Consider the following 21140-nt stretch of genomic DNA (forward strand, 5'->3'; position numbering starts at 1 on the left):
CGTGGGGAACGGTTCAACGGACGCACCCCGCTCCCGCCGGAGCGCCGGCGCACAAAACAAAGAACCCGCAGATCAGATACCTGACCCGCGGGTTTCGTATGGAGCCGCCTTCGGGATTCGAACCCGAGACCTACGCATTACGAGGGCTCGCAAGATCATCCCAGACAGTGTCGCATGATGCCGCAGCGGCTCGTTTCCGCTGGCCAGGAGGGTTCAGTCACGATTCGCGTGACACTGCGTCAGCCCTACTGCCAGCGGGTCCGCTCACGCAGCGCTCACGCAAGTTAGGCCCGTGGTAGGCCCGCAGCGCCCTCCCATCGCCGCCAGAGGAAGCGGGACGCCGCTTCTCAGCCGATTAGTTCGGTGACCAGTTGATCCAGTTCTTCGGCGTCGGTAGAGCTGAGGAGAAAGTCGCGCAGGGCTCGGCGGATCTGGATATAGCTCTTGCCACCCTCGAACTTCAGCTCCGCGATCCGCTGGGCCTCCGCCTCACCGATCTCCGCGATTCGTGCGTGCTTGGCGTCGGCCGGATCGAAGTCCGGGATGGGCAGTTCCCATACGGCCTTGTCGATGTGCCGCTCATCCTTGCCGTAGGACATTAGTGGGCGCACGGCTTCGGTAAGGCGTGGGGTATTGAGTAGCGCAAGGAGGTACATGCCCTCCTGCCGGGTGGCGACCGTGGCCCAGTACAGGGCGTGCTCAATAACTGCGTTCGGATTTTCCACCAACGCGGCGGACATGTGCATTCCAGAGGCGCCGTACACCACCCGTAGAGGCGCGCCGGGAAGCTGCTCAGTCAGCTTCTTTCGGAAGTTGAGCTGTTCGGCCAGAGACAGCCGGGGGCTGGAGCGGTTGTCATCCCAGAGTCGTTCGGCATCGCGCCACCAATTTGCCAGGTCCGGGTATCGGTCGAGATGGTCATGCTCACCATCCATGATGGTATTCGTCCCCTCGATGGGCAGGACGACCTTGCCGGCACCCATGATTCTGTAAGGAACGACATGCTCCCCGAGCAGGATGGGCCGAACGAACTGCTTCTCGACCGTTCCTTCCCGGTCGGGGAGTTCCTTCCAGGGCTTCTTCTCCATCGCACTGCGCTGTGAGCGGACCGAGACGCGACCGCCGCCGAGCCCGAGGGGACTGGCAGCCTGTTCCTGAACGAAAAAGAGGACCTTGGGAACGACGGTAGCCCCCTGCTCAAACCGGTCCCGGTACGGCGAGTTGATCAGCCCGTCCTTGGGGTAGCGAAGCTCACCTGCCTTCCGGGTGATCCAACCCCTGGCGCGTTCCCAACGAGCGGCGCTCTTGGCGATCTTCCCGGTCCAGATTTCAGTCTGCCTGGGCAGAGCGACGGCGCTGTTGCCCTGCTGCCCGATGGCAAGCGACCGGCGGCGGCCGAAGATGACGGCGGCCGCACGGGGGAAGAAGTGCGGACGTAGCCGGCGCAGGTCCCAGGAGCCGGTGAAGTTGACCTTGACGGGGTGGTCGGGGTCAGTCCATTCTCCGCTGCGGAAACCGGTCCAGTAGGGACGATCCAGCACGGGATTGGGGACGACGAAGGCGAAGGAACCGCCCTCGCGTAGGTACTGCTGGACCGCGCGAGCAATGAACAGGCCCGAGAGGTCCTGGTGAGTGGCGACCTCGAAACCCTTCCACAGGCCACGGGCCTGCATCATGTCTTTGAAGGTCGTCTGCATGTCACCCGGCATGTGCCGGTATGACAGCCAGGGCGGATTGCCGACGAGAACGTCGACGCGGTTCTCTGCGCGGGACAGCCACATGGGGCGTGCCAGGTTTCGAACGTAGTAGGCCCAGATGTGATTGCGTCCTTCGTCAACCAGGTCGCACAGGACACGGAAGTTGTCTGTCAGCTCGTCCCGGTCGTCCGTATTGGAGACTCCGTGCCGGTTGAAAAGGGCAACGAGGGAAGGCAACTTGCCCTGCGCGCGATGCGGGTCAGCCGCCTTGTCAGCCAGTTCGTTGACAATCGCGTCGAAACGACTGGCGTCCTGCAGCAAGGCTTCGGAGAAGCGTAGTTCGTTGGTGAAGAGCTGATTGCCCGTGCCGGTCTTGATAACGAGGTGGCCGTGGTCAATGAGGTCAGTGCGTTGGTCCCACTGGAGGCTGTCGCCAAGGTAGACGGGGACGCTTATCGGACCGCGCTCCTCAGAGGTAAGCGTCTCGCGGCCGATGGCGAGAAGGTAGGTGACGCGAGCAAGGGCCACGGCGACGGGGTGCAGATCGATGCCGGCGACATGGTCATGGAGCCCGTCCAACGCCTCGCGCAGTGGCACTCCACTATCCCGTGCGGCCGCCAGGTAGCGGCGCACGCCGTGGAAGAGGAACGTGCCGGAACCACACGACGGGTCCATGATTCGCAGGTTCAGCGGATCAGGGACTGCCTCGGTCACCGTCGCCTCCGCCAGCCAGTCTGGCGTGTAGTACTCCCCCTGCTTCTTGCGGGTCTCGGCAGCGATCACCGACTCGTAGAGAACCTTCAGAACGTCGTGCTCGACCCTTGACCAGTCGAAGCCAGCGAGGCGGCGAGACAGGTCTTGAACAAATCCCTCGCCGCCCTCAACCTCGAGCGGCCAGCCGAAGAAGTCCGACTCGACCACGCCCGAGATCCGCGCCTGTGTGAAGAGCTGACCGTTGACCAGCGAGGCCGGCGGGGTGTCCTTCACGTCGATGCCCATCACTGCGTGGGCGATGATCGAGGCGGTGTTCACCAGGAGCGTGTGCTCGATGAACAAATCGTCGCTGTCCTCGAATTGGGCGCCCAGGGCGCTACGCAGCAAGCGCGACCACAGATCGCGCTTGAGCTGAACGGTCGGCAGACTCTTATTCTCCTCGTACAGCGCAGCCAGGACCGCCTTGTCGATGGAGTGGGCGACGCTGTCCGCTCCGAGCCGGGTTGCGATGGCATCTGGCGTGGGTGCCGCGCCTTCGGACGTTGCCAGGACACCTTCGAGCCACCGGACCAGGTCCAACGCCTTGATGTTGCGCTCCCGCGCATCGAAATGGTTGACCTCGTTCAGCTCATTGTTGACCAGCGTGTAAGCACGCCAGTCAGCGCCGTCAGTGAGGATGCCGACGTGCCGCCGCTCCCGCTGCTCTGTTCGAGCACGCACATACTTCGCCAGCTGCGCGACCGCATCCTTGCGGATCTTTGGGCGGCTGGTGTCCTTCTTGACCTCTATGACGGTCGCGCCCATCTCAATATCGATGCGGTGACCGGTGCCGCCGCCCACCTGCGCTTCCAGCACGGGTGTAAGGAGATCCTGCTCGCCGAGGTTGAGGTCCGCATCCAGCAGGAACTGGCGAATGTCCGCCTGCAGTGTCGCCTCGGCTCGGACAGCCTTGCGCTCGACGACCCGATTGAACACGGTTTCGAGCGCGGTAGGCGAGGGCGGGACAGAGAGCGTCACGGCGAGAGCTCCAAGAGCATCAGAACGTATGGGGCAACCGGTGGGACTTTCGGTCCCGTCGACCATTGTCATGCAGGCGTGCCTGCTGGCACAGCCCTACTCGCCTGCCACGGTCCTTCCTGGAGATCGAGGGTCCCGACGAGGCATCGCTCCGACAGGCCGCCGCGCTGCTGGACCTTGACTCCAAAGCTCGCTTCGGCAGCATCAACGAGATCTACAAGAGCGAGGCCGGCCCGCGACACCCTCTCCGAGTCCACCCTCCTGTTCTCCGACGCCGAGAAGCAGGAGGACGCTTCCCCGGCGGTCCGCAGTCACTAATCAAGAAGGCGGACAACCCATGCTCACGGAAGCTCGCATTACGGCACAGGGTGATCCCAGGGGTCGCCGAGTACGCACGCGGCGGACTGCCTGCCCCCGCGGCCACGGACGACGGCAACGAGTGGGTTGACGGGTCCTGCTGGCTCTACTGCGGGCAGCGGTGGACTCGCGTCCTGTGGATCGGCCCCGCGCGTGTCGCGGGCGCCCAGGCGCCGATGTACGCCTGCAGCCCCTGCATCCGAGCCCTACAGGAACGGGGCAGTCGCTCCTCAGCAAAGACGGCCCGGACCGCTCCACCCAGCCGGGCGAAGGCTCTGCGGTGGGCCAGCCGACGGCTGGCCGAAGGACCGGCAAGCACCGGGGGCCACAGCCGGTTCCTCCGCAGAGGTTAGCCCCGCCCTGGTCGCAGGTACCCGCCGTCGCCCGTGATGTGAGCGCCGGTGGCTAGGGCGGGCCTTGGCTTCCGGGCCTTCGACACGCACACTCCAAGAAGGCCCGAACGATTCCCCTTATGCCACAGCCGGCGTTCTGGAGCACCGGATCGGTGCCCGGCCCACCCGGGCCACGGTCCAGGTGGATGCTGACCGGCGGGAGGACGGCACCTTGGTCGTGCACAACTACGGGCACGGAGGCACTGGCGTCACGCTGTCATGGCGTTGTGGGATGACGGCGCGGACGTCGTGGACTAGCGCGCACGGGTTGAAGTCACGCCAAGATGCTTTCCTGCGCAGAGCCTTCTCGACTGGCGGGTACCGCCCACGTGGGCACGCGTCCACCCCGGCGTCCGGAATTGTAGATGCTTCGGATTACCTGGTCCACGCCTTGCGGCACTGTGCAAGCCATCGCTTCTCGCATACCTCGCCCCTTACCCAAGAGGTTGGACGGTCCACCCGAGTAGGACGCGAGCTTCTTGGTCAGAACTTGGCGATCGACTCCGGGGCAGTTACTCAGAGTTGACCCGAGCCCGAGGAGGACGTTAGCGCTAACGGCTTCCGGAGCGGTCCCCCACGCGGCGGTCACAATCTCCAAGGTGTCCCGGAGGAGCGAGCCAGATCCTGATGCATCAGCCCGGTACAGGGAACTCAATGCCGCCACTGCATGAATGGTCCCGTTTGAACTTCCATCAGACACCTTCCATCCAGCAGCAGCGGCGATTTCAGTAATGGCCAATGCATCCTTGCGTCCTGCAGTAACTTCGGCCATGAACTTGTAGATCGGCTGAACTCGTCGGTTATCGTTCAGGCCGAGAAAGAGCTCTGCCTCTTCGGATACCGCTAGGCCATGAAACACTTTCATGGAAATCTTGATGTCGGCACGATTGGCAGCCTTACAAAGCGCCCCGCGATTCTGCCCATCGACCCAAATATAGGAACCGTCCATCCTCGCCGAAACGGTGGGAACACCGAGCCGTTTCACGTCGAATCCTTCACGGAGTTTGCGCGCCACCCACGCCCGATCAGCAGGGCGAGTGTTCACCGCCGGGTCTGTAGTTACAACAGAAGGCGCGAGGTCTTCAATCGTTGTCGTGTGGGCAGTTCTAGGCATTGTTAGCCTTCCTTACGAGACCGTGGAGGCCATTGATGATTTTCTTGCAGGTCTTGAGTTCGCTGTCCCAGTGGGCCAGGTCCTCTTCACATGACGTCGTGATTTCCGTGATCGACGAGATTCCCGCACAAACACCGGCAAGTGAGGCTACGACACGGCTCACTTCTGGGGCTCGCCTGGGCGTTGCCGGCGCTAGCCCTCGACCCTTCGGCAAGTGCACAGCAGGCGGTGGCGCTGCGACCTCAGTAGGAGTCTGCTGGATTTGATCCTGAAAGCGGTCCGCCTTGCTCGCCTTCCTAGGAGGCGGAAAAGAATGCAACGATTCCGGAATATCCCCCTGCGCGCGAAGCTTATGCAACTCTTCGATGATCCGACTCGGAGGCCATCCGGCAGGAGGATCCTCTACTGCGGCAAGCATCAAGGGGACAATTTTTCTGGCTCGGACTGCACTGAAGGGAGGGTTGGGGTCATCCTCTCTGGCTAGATTCATGACCGCACGAATTCTCCAGTAGGTTCGATTAGAGATGCCAACAACGTCCGACGCATAGACGCTGTGCGAGACTCCAGCAGACGGTGCGGGCATGCTGTGGAGCTGGTGCGCCAATTCCATGCGTTCTCTGAGCGTCATAGGGAAATCCGTCTCCGGGTCCGCCTTTTCGATCTCCCTCTGGATAGCTTCTGCCGCTTCAATCACGTCCGACGGAATCAGGGCAGGAATATCCTCCACCCCGATGGCCTGGCATGCCCTAACACGTCGAAGTCCACTGACCAGCGTCCGTCCGTCATTGCTCAACACGACGGCTTGCTTGAGCCCATGCCGGGAGATCGATTCAGCCAGCTTTTCAATATCACCCAAGCTTCGAATGCGGTGATCATATTTAATGTCGCTCAGTGCGATCATTTTGCTCTTCACCGCATCGCTCCCTCTGTTCGCGAATGGTGAACTCTGTGTCTCGCGACATAGTTATACGACGCGCATGACCGCGAGCAACTTAGCGACGCGAATATGCGTGATCACGGGTACTACTATTCGCCCAATCCGGGCATGTAGAAGGTCCGCATGCGGCCCCTGATTGCCATCACGTCGCCCTCTTTGGAGGTTGCCCCTTGCCCCCGAGAGCGTCTGGGTCTGCGCTACTGAGCTTCAAAGGGCGGTTTCGGGGGGGCTCACTGCGGGAGAGAGCGGAGGCGGTCGCGGAACTCTCGCACGGCCGGCGCTGCGGCATAAGGTTCGAGGTAGTGGCTGAACTTGCTTAGCCGGACGAGGGCCCGGTCGGAGCGGACGCGGTTCTCCAGCAGTTCCAGGCCGACGTTGGCGGCATCGAGAGCACCGTCGAGGTCTCGGGCTGCCAGTCGTGCTGTGGCAAGGCGGCCAGAGCGAACAGCTCGGTCGCGTGGGACTGCTTGGTTCACTGCCACCGCCAGGGCACTGGTCGCCCGCTCGGGGAAGCCGGAACGCAGCATGATCTTGCCTTCGGTTGACTTGAGCTGGGCTTCGCCGTACCAGCCGAGCCAGTCAGGGAGGTCGCCTTCGAGGTGGGCGCCCCACAGATCGTAGGCCCGGTTGAGGGACTTGCCGGCCGCCTCGTGCTGGGTGTCTCGGGACAGGGCCTCGGCCTGGTGGAGGTAGAGATACGAGGCCGAGGCCGGCGGGAGAGCCGACGGGGCGTTGCCGATGGCGGTGTCGATGAGCTTCACACGCGCGGCCGTGTCACCGGAGTCGGAGACGTGGACGCCCATCTCGGCCAGGATGAAGGCGCCGAAGCCGTTGTCTTTTGCGCTGTGGGCGCTGCGGAGGGCGCCGACGTAGTAGCGCTGGCCGAGGGAGCGGAGGCCCTTGTCGTAGGCCATCCAACCGGCGAGGTAGGACACTCGGGCTGCCGTGGCGTAGAGGCGGTGTTCGACGGCGTCGGAGTAGCGCCCGTGGTCGAGGAGGCTGGTGATCAGTGCGAGGTCGCTGGTGGCCTGGTCCAGGAGGCGCGCGCCGCCCATCTGGTCGTCGAGCGTGCGGAGGGTGTCCACGCGCGCTTCGATGGTGGTCACCATCGCGTCGGTAACGCGGTCGCCGTCGATTGCCGAGGCGAACGCCTCTGTGTCGGCTGCCCAGTTGGCCGCGACTCCCGTCAGTGCGACGCCGGTGATGGACAGGAATCCCCGACGATCCATGTGACCGCTCCGGACCAGATCAGCGAACACCTTCACGGTGCCGGCCGGAGTCCACGGGGCCGCCAGGGCCGTCGACTCCCACGCCGGCAACCATCGGGGCCAGGCCGCCGAACGTACGTGGTCCTCGGGGACGCCCAGCAGGTCGGCGAGCACCCGTTGCGCGTCCGCGTCAGGTGCCTGCCCCTGCTCCCACTTCCAGACAGTCGTCCGGTTGGTGGCCAGCGGTACGCCCAACTCGGCCCCGCGTTCATGCATGCGCCGGGCTAACTCGGCCTTGCCCCAGCCCTTGGCTTCTCGCACGTAGGTCAGCGGGTGCAGAGCCGTCGCGTCAGACATCCCACCCCTCCCCTCCGGTTGGTAGTCAGGAGGCTACTCCCCGTGCGAGAAACGGGGGTTTCTCTCGTTGTAGGAGCCCCCGGGAAACGTTCCGAGCCCGTGGTCCACGGCCGTTAACTGGGCCTCACGCCGTTCGGAGCTGAGCAGCCGGGTTAGCCGGCTTCCCCGCCGCGCTCCGGACGGCTCCAGGACCGCAGCCCGTCATCGGCGACCCTCGCGTGGGTGGCGGGCTGCACCCCCCGAGGAGGTCACGATGAGCCAGCCTCTGCCCGTCCGTACGCCCGGCGGCAGCGGACGACAGCACACGGTTCCCAAGCCGCCGACCGGTCCGAGTCCGGCCCTCCGAGCCCGTGCCGAATGCGGGTGGGAGAGATTCCTCCGGCGCGGAGCGACCGACCGCGAGGAGTCCGAACGGTGAATCCGGTCGATGCCGAAGGCCGGGAGGCCCACCCCCTCCTTCACTGCCTGGTCCGCGATATCGCGAGCCGCGGTGAAGGAGAGCTGACAGAAGTCGTCCACGAGAGTCACGGCGGTCGGCTCATCCGCATCGCCCACATCCAGCCCGCGAGCGGCGTCGCCTGGTCGACCGCCGCCGACAACATTGGGCCCGCCCGATGAGGCAGCGCCTCGCTGTCTTGGCCTACGTGATCGTCGTCAGTGCGCTCGTCATCACGTTGGCCATTGCCGGAACCCCGGGCCACTGAGAAACGGGAGGAGCACCATGAGACGTACCGCGAACCGCGGCTTCAACCACCGCCAAGCCGTGACCGAGGAGTGGTTCCGCATCCGGGTTCTTCCTCGCGTATCCGGCGTGCGGTTCCTCCCCTACCAGGTGCGACAGCTGCGGAGCGAGCACCTGCCCGCGATGCTGCGCGACGGAGATCGGAAGAGCATGGCCCGTATCGCGGGGGATCTGGTGAAGGTCTCCGCGCGGTGGCAGTGCCTGCCCTTCCACTACTTCCGCTACGGGGGGTACCGACGCGAGGTGTCCGCTGAAGGCGCCTGCTCGTACTTGCCGGAGACGGCCTTGTTCCATCGGCTCCTTCCCCGCGTGAACCGGGACACGATCGACCTGGACGACAAGACGTCCTGCAAGAAGATCCTCGCCTCGGCCGGCATCCCGCAGCCCGCGCTGATCGCGAGTGGCGACCGCCGCGCGGGTGTGACGTCCCAGGGCCAGGCGGTATCGCTGATGGACGTCCTCGATCACGCTTCCAGCTTCGGGCGCGTGGTGGTGAAGCCCTCCCGCTACTCCAGCGGTGGGTCCGGCGTCGTGATCGTGCGGCCTGGCGAGGACGTCTTCGACCTCCCGACCTACGCGCAGCGGTGGGGCACGTGGCTGGTGGAGCAGCACATGCCGCAGCACCCCGATCTGGACGTGCTGAACCCGTACGCCCTGAACACGTTCCGCGTGATCACCCTGCTACGGGAAGGCGCCGCCGAGGTCCTGTACGTGATGCTGAAGCTCGGTGGCGCCGACAGCTCCACGGACAACTCGGCCGCCGGCGGCATGCAGATCCGTGTTCACCACGACGGAGGACTCGACCGCCACGGCTACGACCGGTACCTGAACGCCCACACCCACCACGCGGTCAGTTCGGTGCCGTTCGCCGACCATCGGATCTCGCGCGTAACGGAGGTCCGAGAGCTGGCCGAGCGTTGTGCCCGCCTGTTCCCGCAGGTGCCCTTCATCGGCTGGGACATCGCACTGACGCCCGGCGGACCAGTGGTCATCGAGGGCAACAGCAGCCCCTCCCTCGCGCACATCCAGCGCACACACGGCGGGGTCGCGCTCAAGCTCGTTCCCGCGCTCCGCTCCGTGATGGACCGTTCGATCATCTGACCAAAGGAGTTTCCGTGGAGAACCTGAGAATGCAGGCCCGCGCCGCGGCCGGAGGTCTGCTCGACACGCTCAAGACGATGCCCGAGGTGCAGGCGCTCTACATCCTGTCCTCCTCAGCGGTCGCGCCCCGCAACGTCACGCGGTTCAGTACCGATTCGGATTTCGACCTGGCCATCGTCCTCAACGTTCCGCTCAAGGAGGACGAGTGGAGGTCACGGCCGGCGGACACGTACGCCCTGGTCCGCGACCGGCTCCCCGTCTGGATCCCGGAGTTCAGCTTCCACCTCCCGGTCCCCTGGGGACGCATGGAGGTCAACGTCCACCAGCTCCTCTTCCAGTACGAAGCCGACCCGCGCACGGCGTGGAACAGCGACAAGTGCGACGCCTACGGGAACAAGGGTGAGCCGCTGTTCGACCGCGACGAAGCCTTCGGGGCGCTGATCTCCCACAAGACGCGCGAGCAGCTGCAACGCCTGGAGGGCGAGACCTACCGGCTGCACAACCGGATCACCTGGGACGTGCGCGAGATCCCGCTGCGGATGGCACGGCGGGTTGGAGTGCCGACGGGCCACTTCGTTCTCTCTGGGGCGCTGGACGAGGTCGTGGACTGGATGTACGCCCGCTCGGGCCAGCTGCTGCCGAACATGAAGTGGAAGCTGTACTCCCTCCCCGCACTCGGCCTGATCAGCAGCGAGCAGGAGAACCTGCTGATCGAGGCCCAGCAGTGCGACCCGCTGTCGATGGTCGACCTGGAGCGGCGGTGCGAGGCCCTGAGCGAGTTCTGCTGGGCGGTCGGGATGGACCTCAGCCCTGGGGCGATCGAGGCCGTGCGGAAGGCGTACCAGCAGGCCAACCACCACCTCCTCGGGGAGGAGGCGGCGATCTTCGCCACCCTGCCGTCCCCGCGCTTCGTCCCCCTCGGAGAGTGCGACGGTTCCAGTTAGACGCTTATGTCCGGGCGTCAGTACGCTGCGTGATCCGCTTAAACAGGAGGCATGATGTCGATCAAGGTCCACAACACGCTGACCGGCCAAACCGAGGAGTTCCGCCCTGAGCGGGAGGCCGAGGTGCGGATGTTCGTGTGCGGACCCACCGTGTACGGCCCCAGCCACGTCGGGCACGCGAAGACCTACACGCAGTTCGACTTCATCGCCCGGTACCTGGAAGTGAGCGGGTACACGGTCACGTACCTCCAGAACATCACCGACGTCGACGACAAGATCATCCGGCGGTCGGCGGAACAGGGTGTCCCGCCGGAGGAGATCGCGGCCCTCTTCGAGAAGCAGTACCTGGAAGACATGGCCGCGCTGGGGAACACCCGCGTCGACACCCACGCGCGGGCCCATGACCACATCGACGCGATCGTGGACCAGATCAAGAGGCTGATCGAACGCGGCCACGCCTACCAGCTCGATGATGGCTGGTACTTCGACCTGGCCTCGTTTCCCGCGTACGGCAAGCTTTCCGGCCGCACCGACCTGCGTCCCGAGGACTCGGTGTCGCGGATCGACGACCACTCGAAGAAGCGCAACCCGGGTGACTTCGCTCTATGGAAGGGCCGCAAGGACGGCGAGCCGTTCTGGGAGACCGACTTGGGTCCGGGCCGACCTGGCTGGCACATCGAGGACACCGCGATCACGGAGACGTTCTTCGGACCCTCGTACGATCTGCACGGCGGCGCCGTCGACCTGATCTTCCCGCACCACGAGGCCGAGGTTGCCCAGATGGAAGCCGCCTCCGGGATCGAGCCGCTGGCCCGCTACTGGATGCACACCGGTCTGCTACGGGTCGACGGCGAGAAGATGTCGAAGAGCACCGGCAACTTCCTCACCATCCGCGACGCCCTCGCCCGGACGGACTTCCGCACCCTGCGGCACGCCTTCCTCTCTCAGCACTACCGATCCTCCATGGAGCTGAACGACTCCACGCTGGAGCAGGCCCGAGGGGCACGCCGCCGGATCGAGAACTTCGCCCGCACCATCGACCGCGCGCACACCGACGGCCCGGCGAACGCCGCACGTGCGACGGACGCCTGGAAGGAGATGCGCGAGCGCCTGGACGACGACTTCGACACCCCCGGCGCCCTCGCCGTCCTGTTCCAGTACATCCGCGAGCAGAACCGCATGGAGGAGCCGGCCGGCTCGGCCGCCCTGCGGCTGATCGAGGACGTAAACAGCCTCTTCGGCACTTTCGACATCCCCGGCGCCGCCCAGAGCGACGCCGCCGTCGACGAACTCGTGAAGGAGCGCGACCGGCTCCGTGCGGCGAAGAAGTTCGCTGAGGCAGACGCGGTCCGCGCCCAGCTCACCCAGCAGGGCGTGACCCTTGAGGACTCGCCCGAAGGCACCCGTTGGTGGAAGGAGACCACCTCATGACCTGGAAGAGCCGCTTACCGCTCGTCGTAGAGAGCGCCATCCCCCTCAGCCTCTGCGGAGCGCTGATGGACCACGCGAAGAACCACACTGGCCGCCCGCGCACCTACCAGGGCGTCATCGACGAATCGCTGCGCAAAAGCGAGTACGTCGAGGTCCCGACGCGCCTGCACGAGGCGGTCATCTCCCACTGCGCCGCCCACCTCGGCAGCCACTTCGAGATCGCCCCGACGCGCATACCCACCCAGCCAGCAGTCGTCTACCGCTACGGCCCCGGCGTCGGCTTCGTCGCCCACCACGACGAGGTCACTGACATCGAGCGCGAGCGAGCCAGGACCAACGGACAGCCCGTGGTCGGCGGCGACATCACCCTCGTGGTCTGGCTCAACACCCCGGACTCCTACGGCGGCGGCGAGCTCTTTTTCGAGAACCCCGCCCAGGAGATCAAGCCGCCCTGCGGCACCCTGGTTGCGTTTCCCGCCACCCGCGACCACATCCACGGCGTACGCCCAATCACGAGGGGCGAACGGGTCACCCTCGTCGTACGCGTCGGTGCCGAACGCCTTTGAGCACAGCCACTCTCCCTGCCGGCTGGGGCAGTCCGGCTGCCAGGATGAAGGGTATGACGACGATCAACGGTGAGGTAGCGCTCGGATTCGAGCCGGTCCGCGAGGCGTTCGCAGCGAACTTCACCCAGCATGGGGACATCGGCGCGGCCGTGTGCGTCTACTGGCACGGCCGGCCGGTGGTGGACCTGTGGGGCGGCGTTGCCGCTCCCGAGACTGGCCGTCCGTGGGCGCGGGACACCTTGCAGCTGGTCTACTCGGCGACCAAGGGAGCCACGGCGACCGCGGCACACATGCTGGTCGAGCGCGGCATGCTCGACCTCGACGTCCCGGTGGCGAAGTACTGGCCAGAGTTCGCGGCGAACGGCAAGGCGGACATCCCTGTCCGCTGGCTGCTGTCCCACCAGGCCGGCTTGGTCGCCCTCGATCAATCACTGCCATTGGCCGAGGCGCTGGCCTGGGACCCTATGGCAGCGGCGCTGGCGGCCCAGCGCCCGCAGTGGGTCCCGGGCACCGCGCACGGTTATCACGGTCGCACCTGGGGCTGGCTGGTGGGCGAGGTGATCCGCCGCGTCTCCGGTCGCTCGCCCGGCACCTTCTTCGCCGACGAGATCGCGGGCCCCCTCGGGCTGGACTTCTTCATCGGCCTACCGGCGAGCGAACGCGACCGGGTAAGCCACATGGTGTACCGCCGACCGGCCGTCGACCTCACCACCGTGCCCGCCGAGGCCGTTCCCGAGGAACTTCGCGAACAGGTCGCCGCCTGGCGCGATCCCAACTCCTTCAGCAACCGAGCGTTCGCGGTGACCGATCCAGCCGCGATCGACTTCGACTCGCCCGAGGTGCAGGCCGCAGAACTCCCGTCCTCCAACGGCATCGGCACCGCACGCGCACTGGCCCGCATGTACGCCGCGCTGATCGGTGAGGTCGACGGCGTGCGCCTACTCGCCCCGGAAACCCTGGCATCGGCAACCGAAGAGCAGGCCAACGGGAGAGACGAGGTGATGGTGCTCCCGAGCCGATTCAGTACCGGTTACATGCTGCCGACGGCGGGCAACCTCATGAGCGGCCCGAACGCCTTCGGACATACCGGCCGCGGCGGCTCACTCGCCTTCGCCGATCCCGAACAGGGCATCGCCTTCGGGTACGTGATGAACCACATCATCAGCGGCTCCGACGACGTGCGCGCTGCTGCCCTGGCAGACGCTGTGCGGAACTCGGTGGCATGAGCGACCGCCCTCGGGGCCGGCGGCGTCGCTCCGGGCCCGAGGGCGTGCAATGGCTCCGTCGGTGGACTGCCTGCCCCAGCGGCCACGGAAGACGGCAACGAGTGGGTCGACGGGCCCTGCTGGCTCTACTGCGGCCAGCGGTGGACTCGCGTCCTGTGGATCGGCCCCGCCCGTGTCGCGGGCGCCCAGGCGCCGATTACGCGTGCGGACCCTGCATCCGAGCGCTTCAGGAGAGGGCCTGGCAGTCCCTCCTCAGCAAGGACTGCCCGGGCCGCTCCGCCTCGCCGAGCGAAGACTCTGTGGTGGGAAAGCCGACAGCTGGCCGGAGACCCGGCAAGCACCGGGGCCAGAGCAGGTTCCACCGCAGAGGTTAGCTCCCGCCCTGGTCGCAGGCGCCCGCCGTACCCCGCGGTGTGAGCGCTGGCGGCTGGGGAGCGGGTCAAGGCGTTCGGGCCTTCCCCAAGCCGAAGGTCCGAACGCTTCCCCCTGCCTGCGGTGCCAGCGATTCGGATCGGACCGAGCGGCGGCTCAATCTGCGCAGAGCCCGAGGATGACCGAGATCGTTTGTCGACGGCACGGGGTGGTGTGCCGACGGGCGCTTCGGCTCGCAGGATGTGGGCACGACTGCGCCCGATGTGCTGGACGCGCCCCGCTGACCCGCCGCGTCGACGTCACAGGGGCCGCTACGGTCAGGACCATGGCCGCAGGGAAGCGTGTTGTCGTTGTCGGGGCTGGCGTAGCAGGGCTCACCACCGCCGTCGTTCTCGCCGAGGTCGGCGTCTTGGTGCATATCATCGCCGAGGAGGTGCCGGGCGTCACCTCTCTGGCGGCCGGGGCGATGTGGGGTCCGTACCTGGTCGAACCGAAGGACAAGGTCGACCAGTGGGGACAACGATCGCTGGAGGTCTTCCGTAGGTTGGCCGAGGATCCGGCCACGGGTGTCCGGCTCACCAGCGGCATCGAGGCATCCCGCACGGCCGAGGCGCCACCGGACTGGGCCACCACCCTGCCCGGCTTCCGGCCGTGCGAGCCGGCTGAACTGCCAGCCGGGTTCTCGGCCGGCTACCGGTTCACGGTGCCGCTGATCGACATGCCCACCTACCTCGACTACCTGCTGCGGCGACTCGAGGCCGCAGGAGGAACAGTCGAGCGGCGCCGCCTGGCCTCGCTCGCGGACGCCGGTCCAGCCACCGTGATCGTCAACTGCACGGGCCTCGGTGCCAAAGATCTACTCCCGGACCCTGACCTTCGGCCCATCCGCGGCCAGCACGTCGTCGTCACCAACCCAGGGCTGACCGAGTTCTTCTCAGAGGACACCGGCCTCTCGCCAGACCTGCTGTGCTTCTACCCCCACGGCGGCACCGTCGTCCTGGGCGGCACGGCCATCGACGGAGAGGGTGGCCTAGCCCCCGACGACGGGGCGACGGCCAGTATCCTGACACGTTGTGCCGAGGTCGAACCCCGTCTTGCCGCAGCCCGCGTTGTGGCGCATCGGATCGGTGCCCGGCCCACGCGGGCCACGGTCCGGGTGGAGTCTGACCGGCAGGAGGACGACGTTGTGGTCGTGCACAACTACGGGCACGGCGGGGCTGGCGTCACGCTGTCATGGGGTTGTGCCGAAGAAGTTCGTGGGCTGCTCGCTGACAAGTGAAGCAAAACGTTCCAGGACGCATGTCTGTATCGGCTTCCTGCTCGCTGCCCGATTGCGGCGTCTGAGTGCCGGCCGACAGGCCCTGCTCACTCTTGCCCATCTCCGCAACGGCCACCCGTAGGCTCAGCTCGCGGCCAGGTTCGGCTTCGGGACCGCGACCCCGCACCGGTACATCACCGAGGCAGTCGAGGTCTTGGCCGTCCTCGCGCCGTCCTTGGCGGAGGAGGTCCGGACAGCATCAACAGCCTCAGCCAGGCCATCCTCACCACTCATCTGACCAGCTCAGACCGATGATGGAATGCCTCAGTCGCTCTGATAGGTGGATCACCCCGCCCTCGTCCGCAGCATCCTCGACGACTCGACGAACACAGGAAGGTTGACGTCTCGCATGAGACGTAAGCGACCCCGGTCGCTCCTGCAGGCCCTGGCCGTCTAGAGCTGGCGAGGAGGTACGCGGCGAGTCAGCCCGCCAGACTGAAACAGCGCATTCTACAGACCAGTTACCTCGAAAAAAACCTAGTCCGAGCCCGGACCCCTCGAACGGGACAGCTCCCTCGACGCCGTTTCGGCAGGGCGCGTATCACCAAAGCAACGGTCCTGGCCGGTGGGTTCAACGCCGGAGGAGAGGCCATAACCCGAATCCCGCAATGGAGGAGACAAAGCATGAAAGACACGCCAACGGCCACCAGCCACGAGGGCCATGCCAGCCAGTCTCTCGGGAACGCTGGCCAGGCTGCCCGGCTTCAGCCCGTCCCCGCAGCCCCGTCCGACAGCGAGCCCGCCGTGGGAGAGTCCTCTGTCCAGCGGACATTCACCTTCACCAGCGCCGTCACGGGTGAAAGTGTGACCGTGACCTGCATGCCCGGCTGCACGGTCGACCACAAGGCGGACAGCAACACGCCGACACACCCGCACGACATCTACTGCAACATCCCCGGCACAGCCGGGGAGCTGCCCCTCTACGGCCCGCTGTGCACCACGCGAGGCCCGGAGGACTTCCGCTTCCTCTCCTGGCAGATCCAGTCCCACCCCTTCTCGGCACGGCCGGCGGAGAGGCTGCCTTTCGTGGCCATTGAGGCCATCGATGAACACTACATCGAGTACCTCGAACCGGACACACTGCAGATGATCATTGGCCGCCTGCAGAAGCGGGTCGACTCCCTGCGCGAGGCTCACGCCCAGCTCGTCAACGTCCGCACCGCGTACGTCAATCTTCCGGAGGTGGCGGCATGAAGGCCACGGCTGTCATCGAACGCGCCATCGCCGAGGTGGAGACGTTACGCGCCAAGATGCGGGAAATCGGCTCGTGCTCCCCTGCCGTGGAGAGGTTCGCCGACGAGGTGATCGTCCGCATCATCGTCTGTGGGTCCCCGAGGGCCGCCGTCGAAGCGGCGATGCGTAACCTCCTCAGCGAGTCGACGGAGGTGACGGTATGACGACGTTGACCACGCGTGCTGGCTTCGACGCCTTCCGCGACCGCATGTGCGACCACTTCGGGCGGCTGCCCAACGGGCTTGGCAGCCAGCACCTCCACATCGAACAGGCCCCACTCGGCCCGGATGAGTACTTCACTCACCGGCTCGACAACGACGGCCACCACATCGTCTACGACCCGCGGCAGACCAGCGGGCTCATGACGCGCCAGTTCCTCGGTATCTACGCCACCTTCACCGAGGACTCGATCCGCGAAGGCGTCCGCGACGCCTACTACAAGGAAGATGCGGCGGGCGTTCGAGAGATCTGGAAGATCGTCCTCAGCGAGATCGACCGCACCCAGGACTCCGCGGGTGTGATGGACTGGCTACTGGAGCTGCTGCAACAGGCCAGCACGAAAACCAAGGCAACGGCCGCGTGAGGAAAACCGCGAAGACCGAGGTGGTCGGGGATGCGCAGTTCCTGGACAGCCCCGGCCGCCCGGCCAGCACCTGACAGCAAGCCTTATGAATCCCGAAGACTGGACGCCCACGAACGGAGAAAGGCGCGGACCAGGCTTGATGGCTGAGCCAGCACCCTCACAGCCGTAGACGGTTGTTCGGGCGCACGGACACCAGAGGCGAGGCGGGCTGTGCCGCATCCGGTGCGGGTCCAATTACGGATAGCCCCATGGTGGTTCGTTGGCGGGCGGCTTCGGCGCGGGGGTTCGGCGCCGGGTTGCGGCTCGTGTGCTGGATGCGTGTGATCAGGACCCGTGCGGGCTGGCGGGCAGTGGCGAGTTCGCGCTGGGCAGCGGCTTCCTTGAGGAGCTGGTGGGGTTTGTGACCGCGGGCTTCAGCGTCAGCGAGGACTGTGGCAAGGGCGGGCCAGGCGGGGTCGGTGAGGATGCGGTCTGCATGGTTGGGGATGGCGGCGCGGAGGTCGTGGACGAAAGCCCGGCGGGCCTGCTCGCTCGGTTGACGGGTGGTGAGGCCGTCGAAAACGGGCGTGAGTGCCTGATCGGCTGCGGCTTGAAGGTGGTGGAGGGCCTGGCGGGCGGCTTCAGTCTGGTGAGCGTTGCCTTTCGCTTCGTGCCAGTGGGCGGCGAGGACCGTCGCCCATACGAGGGCGGCAGCCAGGGTGGCCAGGGCGCTTGCATCGGGACCGGTGGCTCCGTGGGCGATGTCGCGGGCGGCGGTGCGCAGGGTGCGGGCGGCCTGGTTCTCGGCGCGGATCTGGGAGCGCTGGGCGCGGGCGAAAGCTCGTGATGCGGCTCGGAGTTCGGCCTGGAGGTGAGTGGGGGCTTTCTGGGCAGTCGCTTCAATGAGCTCGCCAAGCGCGGTGATGCGGGCCTGGGCATGGGTGTCGTCGGCCATGTCGGCGTGGAGGGTGTCAAGGGCGTCGGTTGCCTGGTGCCAGGGGGTAGCAAGTTGGTCGCGGCGGGCGGTGGGGTGCTCCTCCGGCGCGGTGGTTTCGAGGCGGGCCTTGAGTTTGGGGAGCGTGAGGTCGGGGGCGATCTTTCCACCGGGGTGGAAGATCTGTTCGCCGTCGTTGTTGAGGTCGCCAGGTCGGCCGACGGCGTAGCCGAGGAGGTCTCCCGACGGTCCGCGGCGGGGTTTGACCGCGATGCCGTCTGCTTCGAGGTAGGTGAGGAGTTCTTCGGCGCTGCCGGCGTGGGGAATGGCAGCGCGGATGCGGTCCTGGAGCCAGTCGCGGCTGGTTTGCTCCCAGCCGAGCCGTTCGGCCTTGTGCATCTCGGCTTGGGTAGGCCAGCGTGCGGCGGTGCGGTCGCCCTTCTTCAGCTGCCGTAGGTCATAGTCCTTCTCGATCTGGCGGCAGGCGTCGCCGACGCGGACGCCGCTGTCGTGGAGCTTGGGGCGGCGGCCGTCTTCGCGAACGGTGGTGGCGAGGATGTGGATGTGGTCGTCGGCGTGGCGTACAGCGATCCAACGGCAGCCGAGGTCGTCTCCTGCAGGGGCGATGCCGGCGGCTTCGACGATCCGCTGGGCGATCTCGGTCCACTCGGCGTCGGAAAGGTACCGGTCTTCAGGGGCCGCGCGGACGGGGCAGTGCCAGACATGGTCGGTGACCTTCTTGCCGAACTCGCTGTTCCGGAGCTGGACAGGCTCGTCAAGGTGGCGGGCGAGCTGGGTGAGGGTGGCGTACTCGTCACGGCCAGGGTCAGGCATGCCGAGCATGGCGAAGCTGGCGACGATGTGCGGGTCGGTGTGCTCGTCGTGGCGGCCGGGGCCGTAGAGGTAGGCAAGTAGGCCACGAGTGTTGGACCCGGCCGGTTTGATGGCGGCGATCACGCGGCCTGGTCCTTCCTGGTGCCAGCGGGTTCACGCAGGGCCTGGGCGATCAGCTTCAGCAGACGGTCCAGCTCGTCGAGACGGTGGCGGATGTCGGGCGGAGCCAGGTCGCTGTTGAGGGCGCGGGCGATCTGGTTGACGTTGACGCCGATGCGGTTGAGCTCGCGCAGCACCTGGGCGCGGAACACATGAGTGCGGCGGCGGTCCTCGGACAGCGGCAGATTCGCCGTGAACCGGCCGGTGATGAAGGCGAGGACGATGTCGGCGGCGAAGCCGGACTCCCCCTTATAGCCGTGCTCATCGGCGGCCTCCTGGAGCCTGACGTGCTCGTCGCTGGTGAACCGCATCGGACCGACACGGATGGTCCGCTTCGTTCCGGTGAAGCGACGGATCGCCGGCTGAACGCTCTGCACGTCTCGCTTCACGGCCGCCGGGCCGGCTGCGGGCTCGGCGTGGAGAATCTGCTGCTGGAGAGCGCGCAGAGTGTCCGGGTCGGGGCCGCCCTCGGCCCCGACCTCCGGGTCCGGCGCCCCCTGGCGTCGGGCCGTCTCCGTCACCCCCGGGGCGGAGACCCCCGAAGACCGGCCTTGAGTCGGACTCGGGGTACTACTGGCTCCGCCAGGGGCCGTCCGTCCGAACGCCCGCCGTAGACGTCCCAGCAGCGTCAGGGAATGCGACGACACAGGTGTCTCAGCATGGGTGTCTTCAGGCGGGTGCTCGTCGTGCGTCAAGGAAAATGCTCCAGGTACGGCTGGCAGGCGGGGCGAGGATGCCTGCCCGGCGGTGGTCGTCGTGTTGTCCACAGGTGTGGAAATCTGCGGGGCGGCTTGCGGAGCTCGAGTGACCGGAAGGGTTCCGGTCACCCGAGCAGGTGGCAGTCAGCGCCTGGAGACCTCGATCCCGGCGGCTTCGAGTTCCGGCCGAAGCAGTTCCATCACCTCGGTCTGCCGCTCACTGCCGATCGCCAGGTCCCGGTCCTTCACTGCCGCTCGGAGCAGGCCGCGCGTGAGTTTGCCGTGCCGGTGGCCGGCGGCCCGGCCGATATCCGCCAGCTCCGCGATGGTCGCCTTCGCCGGACGGCCACCGCTCGGCTTGCCCTCCGGAACCTGTGCCGCGAGTTTCGTCCGCTCACCACCGGGGTCATGTGAACCGTCGGGAGCGGCGTCTGGCAGGTGGCTGTGGCCGAAGTCGCCGACCGCTTGTTCCCGCGTCTGTACGGAACGGGTGTTCGGGGAGTCGTCGGGCGGTGCGACGAGCTGGTGGATCTGTCGCATCAGGACGCCAAAGGCGACCATCGCGGCGGCCGGAGGGACGGCGGCGACCACGTAGTCGAGGAACGGGACGGTGCGTGCGTTGCCCGTGCCGCTGACCCCGGCGACGTTCAGCGCTATGGAGCCGACCGAACCGACGGCGGTTACGGCGATCGCCCACGGGTCAGTGACGCGACGCAATGCCGCGCGCAGCATGAGCAGTTCGCCCGCGACGATGAACGCGTCCAGGGTGGCGGGCCAGGCCCAGCGGCGAATGGGCGACGCTCCGAGGCCGTGCTGGCCGGCGACGTCAGCCAGGTGCGCATAGGAGAGCCAGAACGCTCCGGCGGTCAGGGCGACGATGACGATGCCGGCCGCGCCGAGCGCGAACTGCTCGGCGTCAGCCTTCCTTTTCGGTCGTCCTTCGCTGGGTACGTCATCGTGCGGCTGTGGGGCTTGCGTGAGGGGCGGAGTGGTCAAGCGGGAGGCTCCTGGGGGTAGTGGTGTGCGGCGTCTTTGCCGTCTCGGCCGTTGCACGTGCAGGTCAGCGTGGGACGGCAGCGCTCCTGATGTGCCGTCTCGGCGAGTGCTGGCGTCTTGTCCCGAGTCGGGACAGGTGTGCGGCGTCCTTGTCCCGACTCGGGACAAGGACGCGGCGCCTTCGGGGCGGGCCTTGCTTAGGTCGGTGTGTCCCCTTGAGGGGACGGCTGC

At 66.6% G+C, this 21140-nt stretch carries 17 protein-coding genes and 3 pseudogenes; 13 read left to right on the forward strand and 7 right to left on the reverse strand.

All coding sequences use genetic code 11. The annotated features are described in order from the left end of the window. Positions 1-347: 347 nt before the first annotated feature. Positions 348-3428, reverse strand: a complete 3081-nt coding sequence (locus RI578_RS17980; protein WP_310872016.1) for an N-6 DNA methylase — start codon at positions 3426-3428, stop codon at positions 348-350. 113 nt (positions 3429-3541) lie between these two features. Here RI578_RS17980 and RI578_RS17985 point away from each other — a divergent pair. Both RI578_RS17985 and RI578_RS17990 read left to right on the forward strand, forming a co-directional pair. Beyond that, positions 3542-3746: pseudogene (locus RI578_RS17985) on the forward strand (adenylyl cyclase); the annotation flags it as partial. 513 nt (positions 3747-4259) lie between these two features. Then, positions 4260-4421: pseudogene (locus RI578_RS17990) on the forward strand (FAD-binding oxidoreductase); the annotation flags it as partial. Positions 4422-4451: 30 nt separating this feature from the next. Here the strand turns inward: RI578_RS17990 and RI578_RS17995 are convergent. The 3 genes from RI578_RS17995 to RI578_RS18005 all read right to left on the reverse strand — a co-directional run bounded on the left by RI578_RS17995 (position 4452) and on the right by RI578_RS18005 (position 7793). After that, a complete protein-coding gene (locus tag RI578_RS17995; RefSeq protein ID WP_310872017.1) occupies positions 4452-5222 on the reverse strand; it encodes a DUF6551 family protein in 771 nt (256 codons plus the stop codon). Between the two features lie 61 nt (positions 5223-5283). Beyond that, positions 5284-6204, reverse strand: a complete 921-nt coding sequence (locus tag RI578_RS18000) for a ParB N-terminal domain-containing protein (protein ID WP_310872018.1) — start codon at positions 6202-6204, stop codon at positions 5284-5286. Positions 6205-6458: 254 nt separating this feature from the next. After that, on the reverse strand, positions 6459-7793 hold the full coding sequence (locus tag RI578_RS18005; protein WP_310872019.1) for a helix-turn-helix transcriptional regulator: 1335 nt from the start codon (positions 7791-7793) through the stop codon (positions 6459-6461). Positions 7794-8207: 414 nt separating this feature from the next. On the opposite strand from RI578_RS18005, the gene RI578_RS18010 reads away from it, so the two are divergent. The 11 genes and pseudogenes from RI578_RS18010 (at position 8208) to RI578_RS18060 (ending at position 17309) form a co-directional block, all read left to right on the forward strand. Then, the gene (locus tag RI578_RS18010) at positions 8208-8411 is read left to right on the forward strand and encodes a hypothetical protein (RefSeq protein ID WP_310872020.1); all 204 of its coding nucleotides are present in this window, start codon (positions 8208-8210) and stop codon (positions 8409-8411) included. A 103-nt stretch (positions 8412-8514) separates the two neighbouring features. Next, positions 8515-9636, forward strand: a complete 1122-nt coding sequence (locus RI578_RS18015; RefSeq protein ID WP_310872021.1) for a sugar-transfer associated ATP-grasp domain-containing protein — start codon at positions 8515-8517, stop codon at positions 9634-9636. 14 nt (positions 9637-9650) lie between these two features. After that, positions 9651-10580: a hypothetical protein gene (locus RI578_RS18020; protein WP_310872022.1), complete on the forward strand. Its 930-nt coding sequence runs from the start codon at positions 9651-9653 to the stop codon at positions 10578-10580. 51 nt (positions 10581-10631) lie between these two features. Then, on the forward strand, positions 10632-12011 hold the full coding sequence (gene cysS / locus RI578_RS18025) for a cysteine--tRNA ligase (RefSeq protein WP_310872023.1): 1380 nt from the start codon (positions 10632-10634) through the stop codon (positions 12009-12011). Continuing rightward, positions 12008-12577 (forward strand): 2OG-Fe(II) oxygenase, encoded by a 570-nt coding sequence (locus tag RI578_RS18030; RefSeq protein ID WP_310872024.1) that lies wholly within the window; start codon positions 12008-12010, stop codon positions 12575-12577. The genes cysS and RI578_RS18030 overlap by 4 nt, the downstream gene beginning before the upstream one ends. A 53-nt stretch (positions 12578-12630) precedes the next feature. Next, the gene (locus tag RI578_RS18035; RefSeq protein WP_310872025.1) at positions 12631-13803 is read left to right on the forward strand and encodes a serine hydrolase domain-containing protein; all 1173 of its coding nucleotides are present in this window, start codon (positions 12631-12633) and stop codon (positions 13801-13803) included. Positions 13804-14500: 697 nt separating this feature from the next. Then, entirely contained in the window at positions 14501-15454 is a 954-nt protein-coding gene (locus RI578_RS18040; protein ID WP_310872026.1) for an FAD-dependent oxidoreductase, read from the forward strand. 49 nt (positions 15455-15503) lie between these two features. Continuing rightward, positions 15504-15698 (forward strand): annotated as a pseudogene (locus RI578_RS18045) (transposase family protein); the annotation flags it as partial. Positions 15699-16117: 419 nt separating this feature from the next. Then, positions 16118-16687 carry a DUF6907 domain-containing protein gene (locus RI578_RS18050; protein WP_399060559.1) on the forward strand — a complete coding sequence of 190 codons (570 nt, stop codon included), beginning with the start codon at positions 16118-16120 and terminating at the stop codon, positions 16685-16687. Continuing rightward, positions 16684-16890, forward strand: a complete 207-nt coding sequence (locus RI578_RS18055) for a hypothetical protein (protein ID WP_310872028.1) — start codon at positions 16684-16686, stop codon at positions 16888-16890. The genes RI578_RS18050 and RI578_RS18055 overlap by 4 nt, the downstream gene beginning before the upstream one ends. Continuing rightward, positions 16887-17309: a hypothetical protein gene (locus tag RI578_RS18060; RefSeq protein WP_310872029.1), complete on the forward strand. Its 423-nt coding sequence runs from the start codon at positions 16887-16889 to the stop codon at positions 17307-17309. The genes RI578_RS18055 and RI578_RS18060 overlap by 4 nt, the downstream gene beginning before the upstream one ends. A 157-nt stretch (positions 17310-17466) precedes the next feature. On the opposite strand, the gene RI578_RS18065 is transcribed toward RI578_RS18060, so the two are convergent. The 3 genes from RI578_RS18065 to RI578_RS18075 all read right to left on the reverse strand — a co-directional run bounded on the left by RI578_RS18065 (position 17467) and on the right by RI578_RS18075 (position 20909). After that, positions 17467-19179: a relaxase/mobilization nuclease domain-containing protein gene (locus RI578_RS18065; protein WP_310872030.1), complete on the reverse strand. Its 1713-nt coding sequence runs from the start codon at positions 19177-19179 to the stop codon at positions 17467-17469. Beyond that, positions 19176-19736, reverse strand: a complete 561-nt coding sequence (locus RI578_RS18070; RefSeq protein ID WP_310872031.1) for a MobC family plasmid mobilization relaxosome protein — start codon at positions 19734-19736, stop codon at positions 19176-19178. The genes RI578_RS18065 and RI578_RS18070 overlap by 4 nt, the downstream gene beginning before the upstream one ends. Positions 19737-20057: 321 nt before the next feature. Continuing rightward, the gene (locus RI578_RS18075) at positions 20058-20909 is read right to left on the reverse strand and encodes a DUF2637 domain-containing protein (protein ID WP_310872032.1); all 852 of its coding nucleotides are present in this window, start codon (positions 20907-20909) and stop codon (positions 20058-20060) included. Positions 20910-21140 lie beyond the last annotated feature (231 nt).

It is taken from the genome of Streptomyces sp. BB1-1-1 (assembly GCF_031597775.1).
Taxonomy (GTDB): Bacteria; Actinomycetota; Actinomycetes; order Streptomycetales; family Streptomycetaceae; genus Streptomyces; species Streptomyces thinghirensis.

Excerpts from the sequence above, each read along its gene's own strand:
- RI578_RS18005 (WP_310872019.1), bottom strand. The coding sequence starts at position 7,793 with ATGTCTGACGCGACGGCTCTGCACCCGCTGACCTACGTGCGAGAAGCC.
- RI578_RS18015 (WP_310872021.1), top strand. The coding sequence starts at position 8,515 with ATGAGACGTACCGCGAACCGCGGCTTCAACCACCGCCAAGCCGTGACC.
- cysS (WP_310872023.1), top strand. The coding sequence starts at position 10,632 with ATGATGTCGATCAAGGTCCACAACACGCTGACCGGCCAAACCGAGGAG.
- RI578_RS18030 (WP_310872024.1), top strand. The coding sequence starts at position 12,008 with ATGACCTGGAAGAGCCGCTTACCGCTCGTCGTAGAGAGCGCCATCCCC.
- RI578_RS18035 (WP_310872025.1), top strand. The coding sequence starts at position 12,631 with ATGACGACGATCAACGGTGAGGTAGCGCTCGGATTCGAGCCGGTCCGC.
- RI578_RS18040 (WP_310872026.1), top strand. The coding sequence starts at position 14,501 with ATGGCCGCAGGGAAGCGTGTTGTCGTTGTCGGGGCTGGCGTAGCAGGG.
- RI578_RS18050 (WP_399060559.1), top strand. The coding sequence starts at position 16,118 with ATGAAAGACACGCCAACGGCCACCAGCCACGAGGGCCATGCCAGCCAG.
- RI578_RS18055 (WP_310872028.1), top strand. The coding sequence starts at position 16,684 with ATGAAGGCCACGGCTGTCATCGAACGCGCCATCGCCGAGGTGGAGACG.
- RI578_RS18060 (WP_310872029.1), top strand. The coding sequence starts at position 16,887 with ATGACGACGTTGACCACGCGTGCTGGCTTCGACGCCTTCCGCGACCGC.